Consider the following 16,345-nt stretch of genomic DNA (forward strand, 5'->3'; position numbering starts at 1 on the left):
TCTCAACTGATCGCCTTCAACTGCTCCCGGAACCAGATCAGCGCCGGTTCTCGCTCGTAAGCCTTGTGCCAATACAGGTGAACGTCGATGGACGGCAGGTCCGCCGGCGGGTCCATGATCCGGATATTGGCCCGCTCGGCAATGATGCGGGCGTAGGCTTCCGGCATGGTCAGCAACAGATCGGTGTCCTCCACCACTCTGCAAGCGGCGTAGTAATGCTGGCACCTTAGCCGGATGCTGCGCTGAACCCCCAGCCTCGATAGCTCGAAATCCTCAATCCCCGGCCCCTCGGTCCGTGACGACACCAGCACGTGTTTCGCGGACAGATACCCTTCCATATCCAGAGCCTCTGTTGCCAGCGGGTGCCCTTCCCGGGCCAGAACCACCAGGCGGTCACGCCGCAGCAGTTCATGGGAAGTCTGGTTGCTCACGGGCAACAACACATCCACGGCAAAATCCAGTTTGCCTGCCGCCAGTTGCGTCTCCATATCACGCCGCGCAATCCGCTGACTGACGATCTCCAGTTCCGGGTAGGCGTCCAGTCGTGCCATCAAGCGGGGCAGGAAGGTGGATTCCAGGATGTCTCGCAACCCGAGTGAATAGGTTTTGCGCTGGGTGGCCGGGTCAAAGGCATGAAACTGGTTTACCGCACCCTGGATCTGGGTGAGCCCCGGTCGCATGGACTCGAGGAAGCGCCGGGCCAGGGGCGTTGGCACCATCTGGTTGCCCTGGCGGGTAAACAGCGGATCATCAAAGTGGTCCCGAAGCCGGGACAGCGAGTGACTGACCGCTGGTTGGGTCAGATGCAGTGCCCTGGCCGCGCGGGTCAGGCTTCCTTCCCGGTAGATGGTGTCGAAGACGTGCAGCAGGTTCAGGTCCAAGCGATTGAGGGCCATGAGCGGGTCCGTTCTTTGGAAATTTTGAATAAGTATGGTTAATAATAAACGATAAGAATAATTCAGTCGCGTAATAGTTAAGTCATCCCTAGACTGGTCTCAACGTGATTATTCCGTGCACGCCACCGTGCAACCGTTAGCGAGGAGACGGCGATGGATTTCAATATTTCCGAGAAAGGACAGGATTATCTCAGCCGCGTGAAGCAGTTCATGAAGGATGAGATTTTTCCTATTGAAGAGCAGTACCACAAGGAGCTTGCCTCCCTGGATAACCGCTGGGTTGTGCTGCCGATCATTCGGGAGCTGAAGGAAAAAGCCAGGGCCCAGGGTCTATGGAACATGTTCTTCCCGGACGAAAAATACGGCTGCGGCCTGCTGAACTCAGACTATGCCCTGATTGCCGAGGAAACCGGGCGCAGCTTTATTGCGCCGGAGATCTTCAACTGCAACGCGCCGGACACCGGGAATATGGAAGTATTGATCCATTACGGCTCCGAAGAGCAGAAAGCCGAGTGGCTGCCGCGCCTGCTCAGCGGTGAGATCCGCTCCGCCTTCTGCATGACCGAGCCGGCGGTTGCCTCTTCCGATGCCACCAATATGGAGGCGACTGCTGTTGTTGATGGCGACGAAGTGGTTCTGAACGGCCGCAAGTGGTGGAGCACCGGTATCGGACACCCGGACTGCAAGGTTGCCATCTTCATGGGACTTACCGATCCGGACGCCCACAAGCATCGCCGTCATTCCATGGTGCTGGTGCCGCTGGACACCCCGGGCGTCAAGATCGAGCGTATGCTGCCGGTATTCGGCGAATACGATGAGCCCTACGGCCATGGCGAAGTGCTGTTCGACAACGTTCGCTTGCCCAAGAGCGCGTTCATCGCCGGCCCGGGCCGCGGGTTCGAGATTGCCCAGGGCCGTCTGGGGCCAGGCCGCGTGCACCATTGCATGCGCGCGATCGGTGCGGCGGAGCGCACACTGGAGATTCTGATCAAGCGTGCCACCACTCGTGAGGCCTTCGGGCGGCCGATCGCCAAGCTGGGCGGTAATCCGGATATCATTGCCAATGCCCGCATGGCCATTGAGCAGGCTCGTCTGCTGACCCTCAAATGCGCCTGGGCACTGGATACCAAGGGCATCATGGGGGCACTTCAGGAAGTCTCCATGATCAAGGCGGTGATTCCGTCCATGCTGCAAACCATCGTGGATCAGGCCATTCAGATTCACGGCGGTGCCGGGGTCAGTGACGACGACTTCCCGCTGACGCAGTTGTTCGCCTATGCTCGGGTTCTGCGGCTGGCCGATGGGCCGGATGAGGTGCATCGGGCTATGGTGGCTCGACTCGAATTGCGAAAGTATAAGAACTGATAGCTCGGTGGCAGAGCGGGCGGCGCAGGCCTTCTGAAACACGCTGTGAATACATCCATGTACGCTTGGCTCCGCCATCCATGGCTCCGCACAGTTTCAGAAGGCCAGCCCCGCCCACTCTCGTACATCTGAGAGTTACGCTGATCAAAAATACGACAGAACGGGAATCACCATGACACAAAGAGTATTTATCACCGGAGGCGCGAGCGGACTTGGCCGCGCCATCGCACTGCGCTACGCCAAAGAAGGCGCCAAAGTCTGTATCGGCGATATAAACCCCGAGCAGGGCGTTAGCGTTGAGAAAGAAATCAACGCCGCCGGTGGCGAGGGTTACTACGTCGAGTGTGATGTTCGCCGGCTCACGGATTTTGAAAAAGTCCGCGATGATCTCGTCAAGAAATGGGGTGGCGTTGATGTGGTGGTGAACAACGCCGGTGTGGCTTCTGCTGGCTCCATCGAAGACACCACCATGGCGGACTGGGAGTGGATTCTCGATATTAACGTGCTGGGTGTGGTTCGGGGCTGCAAGGCGTTCACGCCTCAATTCAAGCAGCAGGGCTCCGGTGCGTTCGTGAATGTGGCTTCCATGGCCGGGCTGATGCTGGCGCCATTGATGGATAGCTACAATGTGACCAAGGCCGGGGTGATTGCCCTGTCCGAGACTCTGAGTCAGGAGCTTCGGGATGCCGGTATTCACGTGAGCTGTGTTTGCCCGGCGTTTTTCCAGACCAATCTGACCAGCAGCATGCGTTCCGATATTCCCGGTATCCAGCAGAACGTGAACAAGCTGATGAAGCGGTCCTCTGTGACCGCTGAGGACGTGGCCGAGGATATTTTCCGGTCAGTGAACAACAAGAGCTTCTGGGTGTTGCCTCACGCCAAGGAGCGCCGCATGTGGATGCTCAAACGCCATGCCCCCAAAGCTTTCGACTGGCTGATGCATCAGGAAAGCAAGCGCTGGATGAGCAAGATGGGTGGCAGCAAGGCCTGAGAGCGCTGTTTTGAACTGTCTTAAACTGAAGAGTCAAAAGGAGAGTCCTGAATGACCCAGATCGACCAGGCCGTGGACATCCGGGAAGGCGAGGAGCTGGATACCGGCGCAGTAGACCGGTTCATGAAAGAGGCGATTCCGGATCTTCAAGGCGATCCGGAGATTCGCCAGTATCCGGGCGGCGCCTCAAACCTGACTTACCAGGTGGATTACGGCGATCGTTCCTATGTGTTGCGCCGGCCGCCATTTGGCAAGATCGCCAAGTCCGCCCACGACATGCTGCGTGAGGCGAAGGTCATGCGGGCGCTAAAACCGGTTTATCCCTACGTGCCCAACATCATTGCCATTTGTCATGATCACGACGTGCTGGGTTGCGATTTCTATGTGATGGAACGGTTAAAGGGCATCATTCTGCGCCAGGACTTTCCCAAGGATTTCGAACTCAGTGAAGCCGATACCCGCAAGCTTTGCCTGAACGTGATCGACAAGCTGGTGGATCTTCACCGTGTCGATGCCAAAGCAGCAGGCCTGGACAAGTTGGGCAAGGGCGAAGGTTACGTTCAGCGCCAGATTGGCGGCTGGAGTGACCGTTTCCGCAAGGCACGCACCGATGATGTGGGCGACTTCGAGCAGGTCATGAGCTGGCTCAACGACAAGATGCCCGAGGACATTGCCCAGGTCGTGATCCACAACGATTTCCGCTTCGACAACGTGGTGCTGAATCCGGACAACCCGTTCGAGGTGATCGGCGTGCTGGACTGGGAGATGGCAACCATCGGCGATCCGCTGATGGATCTGGGTAACAGCCTGGCTTACTGGATTGAGGCGGACGACGAAGGCCCGTTCCAGATGCTGCGTCGGCAACCGACCCATAGCCCTGGCATGCTCACCCGCAAGCAGGTGGTGGAGTATTACATGGAGCAGTCCGGCTTTAAGGTCGACAACTTCGATTTCTATGAGATCTACGGCCTGTTCCGGCTGGCAGTTATCATCCAGCAGATCTATTACCGATTCTATCATGGCCAGACCAAAGACAAGCGTTTCGCTGCCTTTGGGCACGCCGCCAATTACCTTGAGAAGCGCTGCCAGCGACTGATTGCGGAGAGCTCCCTGTAATGGCGACGATTTATCTGGTTCGTCACGGCCAGGCCAGTTTCGGGAAGGAGAACTATGACCAACTCTCTTCCACCGGCTGGGAGCAGGGCAGGGTGCTTGGCCGCTGGCTGGCCGGCAAAGTTGAACCGGCGGCGATTTTCGGGGGCGATCTGGAGCGCCACCGGGAAACCGTCGAAGCCATCGCCACCGGGTACGGATCCAAACTGCCCGATATGCAGGTGGTTCCCGGCTTCAACGAGTTTGACCACACAACCGTGGTGGCCCGGTACCGCCCGGAGTGGAGTGACCGCGCGGTGATGGCGCGGGATCTCAAGACGTTCCCCAAGCCGGCCAAGGCGTTCCAGGAGGCCTTTGTACACGCTGTGCGTCGCTGGGCCTCGGGTGAGTATGACCATGAGTACGAGGAAAGCTGGCCGGACTTCAAGGCCCGTGTCCTGGCGGCCTTCGAGGAGATGATTGAGTACGCCGATGGCGGCGACGTGTTGGTGGCGACCTCCGGTGGACCGATTTCCGTAATAGCCCAGCATCTGCTTGGCCTGGACGACGCCCGGGCACTGGGCCTGAACGAGGTGATCGCCAACACCAGTGTCTCGCGGGTCCTTTATTCAGGCCCCCGGCGCAGCCTGGCCGTTTTTAATAACTACAGCCACCTGGAAGCGGATGACCCCGCCCTGGTGACATTCCGATAGTGAATTGAGGTGAACGAATGAGCAGCAAGAACCTGTTTGATCTGACTGGCAAAGTTGCCCTGATTACCGGTGCCAGCCGCGGCATTGGCGAGAGCGTTGCCCGGACCCTGGCCGAGTATGGCGCCCACGTGATTGTCAGTAGCCGGAAGATTGACGGTTGCGAAGCCGTTGCCAGCAGCATCCGGGATGCTGGCGGTAGCGCCGAAGCCTACGCCTGCCACATTGGTGATATGGACCAGATCGAGAGTATCTGGGGGCACATTGAACAGACCCACGGCAAGCTGGACATTCTGGTGAACAACGCTGCCGCCAACCCTTACTTCGGGCCGGTAGAGGACACCGACCTGGGTGCGTTCAACAAGACCGTGGATGTGAATATCCGGGGCTATTTCTTCATGTGCGCCCGTGGCGCCCAGCTGATGAAGAAAGCCGGTGGCGGTTCCATTGTGAACGTGGCTTCCGTGAATGGTGTAAATCCGGGGCACTACCAGGGCATCTACTCGGTCACCAAGGCCGCCGTAATCTCCATGACCAAGTCCTTTGCCATGGAGCTGGGTCAGCAGAAAATCCGCGTGAATGCGCTGCTGCCGGGGCTGACCGATACCAAGTTTGCCAGCGCCCTGACCACCAACGAAGCCATCAAGAAGCAGGCCATGGCTCACATCCCCATGAAGCGGGTGGCCGATCCGAGCGAGATGGCGGGTACAGTGCTGTATCTGGTTTCCGATGCTTCCAGCTACACCACGGGCGCCTGCATCAATGCCGATGGTGGTTACCTGACAGTCTGAGTATCCGTTGGGGTCGGATGAACGCTTTCATCTGCCCCCGCCTTCAATACTTCCGAGACTATCAGGCCGGTGAGCAGGTCAATGCTTCAAAATCGTTTTTGAGCTCTACTGCCCGATTCTGCAGATGGGCCAGTGTTGTGTTGTCACCTGCCAGGATCAGATCATGCATCAGGGACGCCATGGCAACGCGACTCTCCGCCATCATGGCTTTGTAGGCCTCGCCCCTCACCTCCTCGGAATTGAGAATCAGATATTCCAGTTCCGCCTCGAACGTCGGCTCGTCTCTTCCTTCCAGTATTTCCAGTAGTGCCAGTTGCCAGTTCCTGCGGCCCTGCAGCCAGATTTCAGTCTGGGCGCCCCGATTGGCTGACCATTGCCGCACGATGTCTCGTTGATTACTGTTCAGTTCTCCCAGCCAACGTTCGACCCGCTCTGCGGTTCTCTCGGCCCGGGCCTCGGCTGTCGCTTCCGGGGAATCGGCCAGGAATTCCTCTTCCATTTCCCGCTGGCTTTGCCCCATGTTGTCCGCCAACTCCTGTACCTGCTCATCGCTCAGGCTGGAGAGAAGGTTTGTTGCGACCGGGGCTGCCCGTTCCAGAAGACTCGGGAAGAAACTGAAAAGTTGCTGCTGATGGTACTCTATAGTGGCCTGATCGGGTGGCTTGTTGGATACGTCAGACTCGAGTTCATCCAGCCAGGCCTGATAACGGGGCAGCTCGGCACTGCAATGCCATTGCCGGAGTTGTGCAATATCGTTGTTGAGTTGCTGCTTCTGGTCGGCGGTAAGTGACACGTAGTCCTCAACCCACCACACAATGCCCCAGTCCGCATATCGATAAGCCACCTTGGTCGAACTGCAGCCAACCAGACCAAACGCCAGTACCAGAATGAGAACAAAGGGTTTGGCAAAACTGGTTGCGCTCTCGTGACCGGTATCCATGGCTCACCTGTCTTGGTAAAAAGGCGTATCGAAAAAGGGTTGCAAGCTCACTATCATTCAGCGTTTATTGATTAACAGTGTACGACATATCACGCCTTTCAGATGCTGCTCCGAGGAACGCTGGAGCATTGTTCAGGAGAAGTCATGAGCAAAATGAGACTTTCACGTCTACGCCAGCTGATTTTCGGCTTTTACATGTCCGGAATCATGTCCCTGCTGATGTCCGGGGTGATCACTTTCATCAATACGGGCATCGACAGTGAGTTCCATTACAGATGGGGACCGGCTTTCCTGGTCGCCTGGGCCGTTGCCTTCCCTCTGGTGACCTTCATCGCTCCGCTTGCCGGGAAGATGACTGAGTTCACCATGCGCAGACTTGACTGATTGCGTACACATGTAAGCTTAAATGTTAAAAGATGCAAATCCGTTCGTTCTGACTCCCCGTAAATGCATTGACGCATGATTCATGGACTGAATTTATGCAGGTTCGAACCACTCAAATCCTGGTAAACAACCTCTACAAGTGGGGAGTTGAAACAATGAATACAAAATACGCTTTACCGATGGTTTTAGCGGGCAGTGTCATGCTGTCCGGGTGTTGGCTTGATGACGATGATGATCCAGCAACCACCAGTGTCCGAGTCCTGCATGCATCTTCGGATGCACCCGCGGTAAATGTACGGGTGAACGGTGATGTTGTTGTCCCCGGTGCTGATTATAAGCAGGCCGCTGTTTTGACGCCGAGTGCTGGAGTTGCTGATATTGCTGTCGACGGATTGCTCCCGGGCGGTGAGACTGTGACAGTGATTTCTGCCGATGGGGTTTCGCTTCGTTCCGATACCAGCTACGACGTGATTGCAGTTGGTAAAGTTGGCGACGAGACCATCGAGCCTCTGATTCTGACCGATGATGGCGCCCGTGATGATGCCAACAGCGCGCGTTTGAGGGTTGTTCATCTTTCGCCCGAGGCCCAGACCGCTGCCGCTGGTCCAGTGGATGTATATGTGACAGCTTCCGGCGATCCGCTTCCTGCCGAAGCTACCTTCAGCTTCTCCTTCAAAGAAAGTGTAGGCCCACTGGAGCTTCCGGCCTCAGACGACTATCAGATTCGGGTCACTCCTGCAGGTTCAGACACCGTTGTTTATGACAGCGGGCAGATTGGCTTGCCGGCAGGTTCTGATCTTCTGGTCGGCGCCGTCGACAATACTGGTGCGAATGGCGATGCAAGCCCGATCAGCTTAGTCGTACTTAATGGCAGTAATGTTGCCGAAATTTTCGACGCAGGCCAGGACGCCGGCGTGCGCGTTGTGCATGCCTCTTCCAACGCACCTAACGTTGACGTTTTTGTTGGCGAAACAGGTCCGGCGGCATTGTCTGACATCCCGTTCGGCAGTGTTTCTCCGTTCGCCTTCCTTGATGGCTATGCTGCTTTGCCGGCCGGGGATACCCGAGTTCGGGTTGCTGCTGCTGGAACCGGTCTCAGTGGTGGGCAGGTTGTCATTGACGAGACACTGCCACTCGTCAACGGTCAAGGCTATAGCGTTCTTGCGGTTGGGCAGTTGGATAACATCGAAGCGCTCGTCGCAGAGGATACTGTTCGCAGCATCGCGACCCAAGCCTCTTTGAGAATTGTTCACGCGTCCACTGCCGCCGGCAATGTCGACATCTATCTGGTACCGGGCACTCAGGACGGTATCGGTAACGCAGATCCGGCTCTGTCAGACGTGCCCTTCAAAGCCGTAACAGATTACCTGCCGATAGCGGATGGCACATATAACGTTTACATTGCGCTGGCAGGCACTGGTACACCGGCGATCACCGCCGAAGGTGTTGAGCTGAATGCAGGTGGAGTCTACACAGTGGTTGCGCGGGATGCGGATCCTGATAATGCAGATCCAGCGTTGCAAGCGTTGGGGCTTATCTTGTTCGATGACTTCGTAGGTCAGCCCCAGTAAAACGTGTTGTTAAAGCTTTGAGTTGAGCCCCGGCCACGGCCGGGGCTTTTTATTGAATACTGGTTTCAGAAGTGCCGGAGTCGGCATGGGAAATGGCAGTCCCGGTCGGCGGCCGGAAATGCAGCGAATACAGAATCCGGTCCAGCACGGCCTGGCCGTTCCAGGCAGGATCGTTATTGACCATCCCCACCACCGCCCAGGTGGTGTTATTCGAATCGCGGGTGAATCCGGCGATCGATCTCACGTTTTCCAGATAACCGGTTTTGATGCGGCCCTCACCATCCATGCCGGTATTGCGCAGGCGGCGTGCCATGGTTCCATCCATAGCGATGATGGGCATGGAGGCCATCAGGTCCGCCGAATACGGGCTGTTCCACGCGTGTTGCAAGATCTGCGCGCCCTGGCGGGCGGTAATGCGGCCATGCCGGGTGAGGCCGGCGCCGTTGTCGATCACCATACCGGCGGTGTTGATACCCTTGTCTTCAAGCCAGTCATAGATCACACGAATGCCGGCAACCCGGTCATCGTTCTCATCTTCCAGACGGTTCTCCGCACCAATGGTAAGCAACAGCTGGCGAGCCATGACGTTGCTGCTCCACTTGTTGATGTCCCTCACCATGGTGACCAGATCCGGCGAGGTGGTTTTCATCACCAGCCGTGCATCTTCCGGCGTGATTCCGTTGAGATCGCCGCCCGAGACCACGACCCCGAGGTCTGCCAGCAAGGAACGGATCAACGAGGCGCTGTACTGCTCATGGGGCAGCAACGACAGGTATGTGGTGGTTCGGCAGCCCTGGGGCAGTTCGCCGGTTACCCGAACGGTCACCCGGTGGTCTTCATGAATAATGGGTTCCCATTCGAAGTTTCTTCGTGACGGGCAAGGGCCTTCGGCGGTGGCAACCACGCGGTTGTCGATGACCACTTCGCCGAGGGAAGGCGTGCTCCAGGCCTGGGTGCCACGCTCGTCGGCGCGCACCTGGAAGTGCATCAGGTTGAGGTTGGTCAGATACGCGGACGGCTCTACCAGGAAGGGTGCGTGGGGGTTGTCGCCGTTGTCCTCAAACGCAGGAAAACCACCGTCTACCTGAAAGTAGGTGCCATCAAGAATCAGGTCGCCCTCAATTCTGGTAATCCCCATGCTGCGCAGCTCGCTCAGCGTTGTCCAGAGCCGTTCGATGGTGAGCTTCGGGTCGCCGCCAAAGCGGACGTAGAGATTACCTTTGAGGGTGTCGCCGGCCATAACGCCGTCGGTCAGGAAATCGGTATCCCAGTGGTGATTGGGGCCGAGTACCTCCAGTGCCGCAAAGGTGGTTACCAGTTTCATGATGGAGCCCGGGCTCATCAGGGCATCGGCATTGATGTACTGATTGATGCCGGGGCCGTTCAGGGGAATGGCCGCCATGCTCATGGCATCTTCATTCTGCAGGGACTGAAGCGCGTAATCCTTCAGCTGATTGGTCCAGAGGCGATTGCCGGAGAAGCCGGAGTCATCGTTCTCGGCGACTGCGACGGAAGGAGCCGCCATCACAGTGAAGGCCACGAGGGATGCCAGCATAGCCCGCCTGAATCCAGGACACAGTTTTTCTGCTCTTGATGAGCCTGAGCGTCGCATACCCTTGATAACCATCATCACCGTCCAGTGAGTTCTTATACTTCAACAATAGCCCATCCTGGCCGTTTGTACTATGCAGAAAAGCTCTACATGACGTTAAAAAATGGCAGTAGTGTCGTTGTTTGTATTGAATTTTTGTGACGCGATGTAAGTGCCCTTGCGAATCATGGAGTTAGGTGGACAAAAATTAACCTTCTGGTTGTCAATGACCCTGTTATCAGATTTTCGGCTGCTTTTTCCGGCATCTGGGTCATGGAATTGGGACCGAAAAGGGCGTTTCCTAGATAGTGTGTAACCAAGTGTTCCGAAAACAACGAAAGGAGGGCAACATGATCGGTATTCCATTGGGTCTTTTGACTGCGAATGCCGTGGAATGGGTATTCCATAAACACGTTCTTCATGAACTGGGCCGGAACCGGGCAAGTTTCTGGTCGTTTCACTGGCATGATCATCATCGCAATGTGCGTCGAAATGGCTTCCTCGATGACGATTATCGCAATCCGCCCCTGACCTGGAACGCTCAAACCAAAGAGGTGGCTGCACTGGTTGCGGGGGCTGCAGCAGTCACTCCACTGCTGCCTGTGGCACCATTCTTCGTAGGCACCCTCTACTACAGTGCCTGGAATTACTACCGGGTCCATAAGCGCTCACATCTGGATCCGGATTGGGCGAGGGAGAACCTACCCTGGCACTATGATCACCACATGGGACCAAACCCCAACGCCAACTGGTGCGTGACGAAGCCCTGGTTTGACCACATCATGGGCACCCGGGAGCCAATGGAAAATCGTCAGATTGCGTGATAATGGCGTGGTCTCCAACAGAAGGTTTGTTTATGTCGAATATGCTGTCTCATAACGTCCACGTGCTGGGCTCGGTCGCTACATCGTCGCTGACCGCCTGGCGCGGTTGCCTGGTGGTCAAAAACGTGCCACAGCCGGAAAAGCCGATCGTGCTCTATGACATGGAGGGCTGTCCGTACTGCCGTCGTGTTCGTGAAGCCCTGACTGCCCTTAATCTGGATGTGGAAATCCGGCCCTGTCCGAAGGGCGGGTCGATTTTCCGGGCCCAGGCGGAGGCGCTGGGAGGTCGGCAACAGTTCCCTTTGCTGGCGGACCAGAACACGGGCACGGTCATGTACGAATCCGAGGAGATCATCGAGTATCTGTTCCGGCAATATGCCGGCCGGTCGGTACCGTCCTACTATCGTGGTCGGGTCTGGCAGCCGGTCCTGGGCTCTGTAGCCTCGGTAACCAGCGCCATGCGGGGGCTGAGGGTCAGCCATGGCAAGCGTCCGGAGCAGCCTTTGCACCTCTGGAGTTTCGAGGGCAGCCCGTTTTCACGGCTGGTGCGTGAGCGGCTTTGTGAACTGGAAATTCCGTATACCCTGCATAATCTAGGCAAGGAGCACTGGACTGAAATCGGGCCGGCGAAGCAGCGCATTAAACCAGGGCCCTATACCCCGATTCCCGGTGGCAAGCGGGATGCGTTTTTCCAGGTGCACAAGCGGGTTCAGGTGCCTTATCTTGAAGACCCCAATACCGGGGAGGGCTTGTTCGAGTCTGCCCGCATTCTGAAATATCTCGATGCTCACTACGGGAACTGATTTGTTGGTAAGACTGTCAGCCATGTAGCTGCCGCCCGGGTGGGTCATCCCTTCTCCAGACACGCCGTAAATACTTCCATGTAGGCTCGGTCGGGCCATCCATGGCCCTCCACGGGCTGGAGAAGGGATGACCCACCCGCGCTGTTCGGGCATTGTGCTATTCGCACTGAAATTTATGTCAGTGGGGGAGCCGATATGGCGAATCGGATCACGCGAAGGAAGTTTCTTATCAGTTCCGGCCTGGCTGGAATTGCTCTCAAATCCCCGATGCTTTTTGCAAACACGTCGGGAAACGCTGCTTCATCTCCTATCATGCGCAGGATTCCCGGTATGGACGAATCCATCCCTGCGATCGGTATGGGCACCTGGATTACGTTCAACGTGGGTGGCGACACGCAGCTGGTTCAGCAGCGTACCAGGGTTTTGAAGACCTTTTTCGATTTGGGCGGAACCGTTGTGGACGGCTCGCCGATGTATGGCAGCGCAGCGGATGTCATGGGTGAAGCGCTGGACTCTCTGGACGCCCACGACCGGATTTTTGCCGCCACAAAGATCTGGACCGGCGATGAATCAGAAACCCGGGCGGAGGCGGCGCGTTCGAGCAGGCGCTGGGGTGTTGAACGGTTCGATCTGTTGCAGGTGCACAATCTGCTGGGTTGGCAAGGGCATCTTGAAACCCTCAAGCAGATGAAGGCCAACGGTGAGGTTCGGTATATCGGCATTACCACTTCCCACGGTCGGCGGCACCGGGAGTTTGCACAGATCATGGAGCGGGAACCGCTGGATTTCGTGCAACTGACCTATAACGTTCTGGATCGCGAGGTTGAGGATCGGTTGCTGCCACTGGCCCGGGAGCGGGGCATCGGGGTGATCGTTAACCGGCCGTTTCAGGGTGGTTCGCTGTTTCGCCGGTTCCAGTCCGAGCCGCTACCGGGTTGGGCCGGGGAGGCCGGTGTCAGCAACTGGGCAGAGTTCTTTCTCAAGTTCATCATTTCCCATCCGGCCGTGACCTGTGCCATTCCGGCCACGAGCAAGGTCGAGCATATGAAGGAGAACATGGGCGCACTCTATGGGGCGCTTCCGGATGCCGATCAGCGCCAGCGGATGGCGGATTACGTGGGGTCTCTGTGAGTGGCGCGGATTGGCTGAGCTACTCGCTGCAGGATTTCGTGATGTTCGGGCCGCAGGTTTTTCTGCGGCTGTTTGTTCGGATCAACCAGGATCTCTGGCCCTGGCAGGTGCTGGCGGTGGTTGCTGCCATTGGCATTCCTGTTCTGCTTTTCAGGCAGGGGCGGTTCGAACGGCGTCTGGCTGTCGGGCTGATGGCGGTTGCCTGGGTCGTCAGTGGCTATGGCTTTCTGGTGGGCTATTTCGGCCCCATTAATTGGCCGGCGGTTTGGTTTGGCTGGGCCTTTGTGGCGCAAGGGGTTCTGCTTGCCGCCGCGATGTTTTCCGGTGGCGTTCGTGAGGCCGCGCTACCATCTGGCCGATTTGTTGCCCTCTGGCTGATCGTGGTTTGTGGTTTGCCCTGGTTGGCCGTAGCGGAGTCTGGCCAGTGGCAGGCGCTCGCGCTGTTTGGCATCGCGCCCGGAACCACCGCAGCGGCCGGTGCCCTGATTGTTGCAGTGATAACCGGGCCCTGGCGTTGGCTTTACCTGCCGCTGCTGGTGTTGTGGAGTCTGTTCAGCGCGGCCATGTTCTGGGTGCTGCAAGCTTGGTGGTTGCTGGTCGCCCCTGTGGCTACGCTGTTTCTGGTGGGTGCAGGCTCCTGGCTCAGTCCCAGGACGGCGCAAAGTCCGGATTAGCGATGCGTTCGTTACGGTCGAGTTCGTCAATCGCGCGTATTTCCTCCTCGCTCAACTCAACCTCCAGCGCCTCCAGGTTGGCCTTCTGGTGTCCCGGGCGTGTGGACGAAGGGATGGGCACAACGCCTCTCGATGCCACCCAGGCAATAGCCACCTGGGCCGGCGTCAGGTTTCGCTCACCGGCAATGCGTTGCAGTGTTTCGTCCTCCATCACCTTGCCGACTGCCAGCGGCATATAGCCAGTAACGGTAATGCCGAGCTTCTGCGCATGCTCCACGACCTTGCGGTTGGCGAGGAAGGGGTGCACCTCTACCTGGTTGGTGAAAATGGGTGTGTCGCCCAGGATCTCTTTCGCCTCATCCATCTGGGCGCAGGTGAAGTTGGAAATGCCGATGTGCTCGGCCAGCCCTTCGCGCTGGGCATCCCTGAGGGCACCAAGATATTCTTTCATGGGCACTTCATCGCCGGGCGATGGCCAGTGAATCAGGGCCAGATCCACATGGTCGGTTTTCAGCCGCGCAAGACTGTCGTGCAGGCTGTTGATCAGGTCGCTGGCGTGCAGCTGGTCAAACCAGATTTTGGTGGTCAGGAAAATTTCCCGGCGCGGAATGCCGCTGGAGGTAATGCCATCGCCAACTTCCGCTTCATTCTCGTACATCTGGGCGGTATCAATATGGCGGTAGCCCAGGGACAGGGCGCTCTTGACGGCGTCACGGGCGTCATTGCCCTTGAGCCGGAAAGTTCCCATGCCGATTTTCGGAAGTGCGCTGAATGACATAATGTCCTCCTTAGCGAATCATGTGTTTCTAAAGTGGTGCCGGCAGACTGGTTCTTCAAGTGGCCCGCGGGTATCATCGCGCGTGACTTAACCAGTGACCAGAAGCAGTGAGGCCCGGACCATGTACACCGGTCGTTGCCTGTGTGGCGATATCAGTTTCGAATACGACGGCCCGCTCGGCCCGGTGGCCCTTTGCCACTGCAACCAGTGCCGGCGTGCCCACGGAAGTGCGTTCTCGGCCAGCGCGCCGGTGCAGAAGGTGCGGTTCCGGTTCGTATCCGGCGAAGACAGGATTACCGAGTTCGAATCACGCCCCGGCAAGTACCGGGGTTTCTGCAGCCGTTGCGGCAGCCAGCTCTACAGCCGTGTTGATGCCATTCCCGGGATTCTCCGGCTCAGAGTCGGTTGCATCAACGAACCCCTGGGCAAGGGGCCGGCCCAACACGTCTTCGTTGGTTCAAAGTCCGACTGGTTCGAGATTACCGACGAACTGCCGCAGTTCGAAAAGACTGAGAGAACCAACGACCCTCACTGAGCCGGCACCATCCGGTAAACCTTGCCGCGGGGTGAATCCGTGAGCAGCCAGAGTGCCCCATCGGGGCCCATGCGCACATCGCGGATTCGCTCCTCGAGACCGGTCAACAGATCTTCCTCTTCCGTCACCTCACCGTCTTGGATGCGCAGGCGAACCAGCTTGCGCATTTTGAGTGCGCCTACGAACAGGTCCCCCTGCCATTCCGGAAACAGATCTCCGGTATAGAACGCCATGCCCGAGGGCGCAATGGACGGGTCCCAGTAATGCAGTGGCTGGGCCATGCCTTCCTTCTTGGTTTTGTCAGTAATGGGCAGGCCCGAATAGTCGATGCCGTAGGTGATTGTCGGCCATCCGTAATCGGTGCCTGCCCGGATGATGTTGATTTCGTCGCCACCCCGGGGGCCGTGTTCGTGGCTCCAGATCTCGCCCGTTTCCGGGTGGATGGTCATGCCCTGGATATTGCGGTTGCCGGTTGTATAAAAGGTATCGTTGACGCCGCTGGTGTCCAGGAACGGGTTGCCCGGCGCCGGGGCGCCGTCGGTTGTGATTCGGTGAACACCTCCGGCATCGTCAGCGTCGTTCTGGGCGCGATCCATGTCGCCACGATCGCCGACCGAGACGTAGAGATTGCCGTCCCGGTCGAATTCCATGCGGCCCGCGAAGTGCCGACTTGTGTTGGAGCGGGGAAGAGCTTCAAAAATGACATCAACATTCGTAAGGCGGTCTTCTTCCAGCCGGGCGCGGGCAACACGGGTGGTCATGCCTTCCCGGTTGCGGTGGGCATAGCTCAGAAACAGTAACTGATTCTGCTCAAAGTCCGGATGGAGGATAATGTCCAGCAATCCGCCCTGGCCGGATACCACGAGCTCGGGTACCCCGCTGATGGGGGCATTTACCAGCGAGCCGTTCCGAATCATTCGCAGCTGTCCTTCCCGCTCTGTCACCAGCATGGAGCCGTCCGGCATAAATGCCAGGCTCCAGGGGTGTTCCAGATTCTGCGCTACGGTTTCCAGGCGGAAATCCGCTTTATCGGAGGAAAAGGTCTGGTTCGCCATGCCGGGAACGGCAACCAGCAATAAGCTGCCTGTCAGGACAAGGTGTTTGAGATTACCCATTGAAGCCTCCGTTCTTACCGGTGCCATTAGAACATTCAGAGTAGCAGTTGAAGCGGGCTTCGCCGAGGCTTGGTTCCGCCCCCAAGAGTATAGGGCTCCGGACACATTACGGATCATTGATCTCCTGTTGCAAATAATAAGCATTCGCATTAAA

General features: G+C 57.6%; 17 protein-coding genes. 12 read left to right on the forward strand and 5 right to left on the reverse strand.

Features of this window, described 5'->3' with window-relative positions; all coding sequences use genetic code 11:
• Positions 1-2: 2 nt before the first annotated feature.
• Positions 3-896, reverse strand: a complete 894-nt coding sequence (locus ACO06L_RS19840) for a LysR family transcriptional regulator (RefSeq protein WP_202347145.1) — start codon at positions 894-896, stop codon at positions 3-5.
• Positions 897-1,049: 153 nt separating this feature from the next.
• Between ACO06L_RS19840 and ACO06L_RS19845 the strand changes: the two genes are divergently transcribed.
• From ACO06L_RS19845 to ACO06L_RS19865, 5 genes are all read left to right on the forward strand, one after another.
• A complete protein-coding gene (locus ACO06L_RS19845) occupies positions 1,050-2,261 on the forward strand; it encodes an acyl-CoA dehydrogenase family protein (protein WP_064227156.1) in 1,212 nt (403 codons plus the stop codon).
• Between the two features lie 172 nt (positions 2,262-2,433).
• A complete protein-coding gene (locus ACO06L_RS19850) occupies positions 2,434-3,252 on the forward strand; it encodes an SDR family oxidoreductase (RefSeq protein ID WP_202347146.1) in 819 nt (272 codons plus the stop codon).
• 51 nt (positions 3,253-3,303) lie between these two features.
• A complete protein-coding gene (locus ACO06L_RS19855) occupies positions 3,304-4,368 on the forward strand; it encodes a phosphotransferase family protein (protein ID WP_202347147.1) in 1,065 nt (354 codons plus the stop codon).
• A complete protein-coding gene (locus ACO06L_RS19860) occupies positions 4,368-5,057 on the forward strand; it encodes a histidine phosphatase family protein (RefSeq protein ID WP_202347148.1) in 690 nt (229 codons plus the stop codon). Before ACO06L_RS19855 ends, ACO06L_RS19860 begins: the two co-directional genes overlap by 1 nt.
• 17 nt (positions 5,058-5,074) lie before the next feature.
• A complete protein-coding gene (locus tag ACO06L_RS19865) occupies positions 5,075-5,845 on the forward strand; it encodes an SDR family oxidoreductase (protein ID WP_202347149.1) in 771 nt (256 codons plus the stop codon).
• Between the two features lie 61 nt (positions 5,846-5,906).
• Here ACO06L_RS19865 and ACO06L_RS19870 read toward each other — a convergent pair whose 3' ends face one another.
• Positions 5,907-6,785 carry a DUF6279 family lipoprotein gene (locus ACO06L_RS19870; RefSeq protein WP_064227161.1) on the reverse strand — a complete coding sequence of 293 codons (879 nt, stop codon included), beginning with the start codon at positions 6,783-6,785 and terminating at the stop codon, positions 5,907-5,909.
• A 144-nt stretch (positions 6,786-6,929) separates the two neighbouring features.
• Here ACO06L_RS19870 and ACO06L_RS19875 point away from each other — a divergent pair, with 144 nt between their 5' ends.
• Both ACO06L_RS19875 and ACO06L_RS19880 read left to right on the forward strand, forming a co-directional pair.
• Entirely contained in the window at positions 6,930-7,169 is a 240-nt protein-coding gene (locus ACO06L_RS19875) for a DUF2798 domain-containing protein (protein ID WP_064227162.1), read from the forward strand.
• A gap of 95 nt (positions 7,170-7,264) precedes the next feature.
• Complete coding sequence (locus ACO06L_RS19880; RefSeq protein ID WP_202347150.1) at positions 7,265-8,740, forward strand: DUF4397 domain-containing protein; 1,476 nt, start codon at positions 7,265-7,267, stop codon at positions 8,738-8,740.
• 49 nt (positions 8,741-8,789) lie between these two features.
• On the opposite strand, the gene dacB is transcribed toward ACO06L_RS19880, so the two are convergent.
• Positions 8,790-10,295, reverse strand: a complete 1,506-nt coding sequence (gene dacB / locus ACO06L_RS19885; RefSeq protein WP_202347151.1) for a D-alanyl-D-alanine carboxypeptidase/D-alanyl-D-alanine endopeptidase — start codon at positions 10,293-10,295, stop codon at positions 8,790-8,792.
• 386 nt (positions 10,296-10,681) lie between these two features.
• Between dacB and ACO06L_RS19890 the strand changes: the two genes are divergently transcribed.
• The 4 genes from ACO06L_RS19890 (at position 10,682) to ACO06L_RS19905 (ending at position 13,763) form a co-directional block, all read left to right on the forward strand.
• Positions 10,682-11,155, forward strand: coding sequence for a sterol desaturase family protein (locus tag ACO06L_RS19890; RefSeq protein ID WP_064227163.1), 474 nt, complete (start codon positions 10,682-10,684; stop codon positions 11,153-11,155).
• Between the two features lie 32 nt (positions 11,156-11,187).
• Positions 11,188-11,958: a glutathione S-transferase N-terminal domain-containing protein gene (locus ACO06L_RS19895; RefSeq protein WP_202347152.1), complete on the forward strand. Its 771-nt coding sequence runs from the start codon at positions 11,188-11,190 to the stop codon at positions 11,956-11,958.
• Between the two features lie 330 nt (positions 11,959-12,288).
• On the forward strand, positions 12,289-13,089 hold the full coding sequence (locus tag ACO06L_RS19900) for an aldo/keto reductase (protein WP_227715884.1): 801 nt from the start codon (positions 12,289-12,291) through the stop codon (positions 13,087-13,089).
• On the forward strand, positions 13,086-13,763 hold the full coding sequence (locus ACO06L_RS19905; protein WP_202347153.1) for a DUF6064 family protein: 678 nt from the start codon (positions 13,086-13,088) through the stop codon (positions 13,761-13,763). The genes ACO06L_RS19900 and ACO06L_RS19905 overlap by 4 nt, the downstream gene beginning before the upstream one ends.
• On the opposite strand, the gene dkgB is transcribed toward ACO06L_RS19905, so the two are convergent.
• Positions 13,732-14,541 carry a 2,5-didehydrogluconate reductase DkgB gene (dkgB, locus tag ACO06L_RS19910; RefSeq protein ID WP_064227166.1) on the reverse strand — a complete coding sequence of 270 codons (810 nt, stop codon included), beginning with the start codon at positions 14,539-14,541 and terminating at the stop codon, positions 13,732-13,734. The genes ACO06L_RS19905 and dkgB overlap by 32 nt on opposite strands.
• A 121-nt stretch (positions 14,542-14,662) precedes the next feature.
• Between dkgB and ACO06L_RS19915 the strand changes: the two genes are divergently transcribed.
• Positions 14,663-15,076: a GFA family protein gene (locus ACO06L_RS19915; RefSeq protein ID WP_064227167.1), complete on the forward strand. Its 414-nt coding sequence runs from the start codon at positions 14,663-14,665 to the stop codon at positions 15,074-15,076.
• On the opposite strand, the gene ACO06L_RS19920 is transcribed toward ACO06L_RS19915, so the two are convergent.
• Positions 15,070-16,191 carry a PQQ-dependent sugar dehydrogenase gene (locus ACO06L_RS19920; protein WP_202347154.1) on the reverse strand — a complete coding sequence of 374 codons (1,122 nt, stop codon included), beginning with the start codon at positions 16,189-16,191 and terminating at the stop codon, positions 15,070-15,072. The genes ACO06L_RS19915 and ACO06L_RS19920 overlap by 7 nt on opposite strands.
• Positions 16,192-16,345 lie beyond the last annotated feature (154 nt).

It is taken from the genome of Marinobacter sp. (assembly GCF_965229985.1).
Lineage (GTDB): Bacteria > Pseudomonadota > Gammaproteobacteria > Pseudomonadales > Oleiphilaceae > Marinobacter.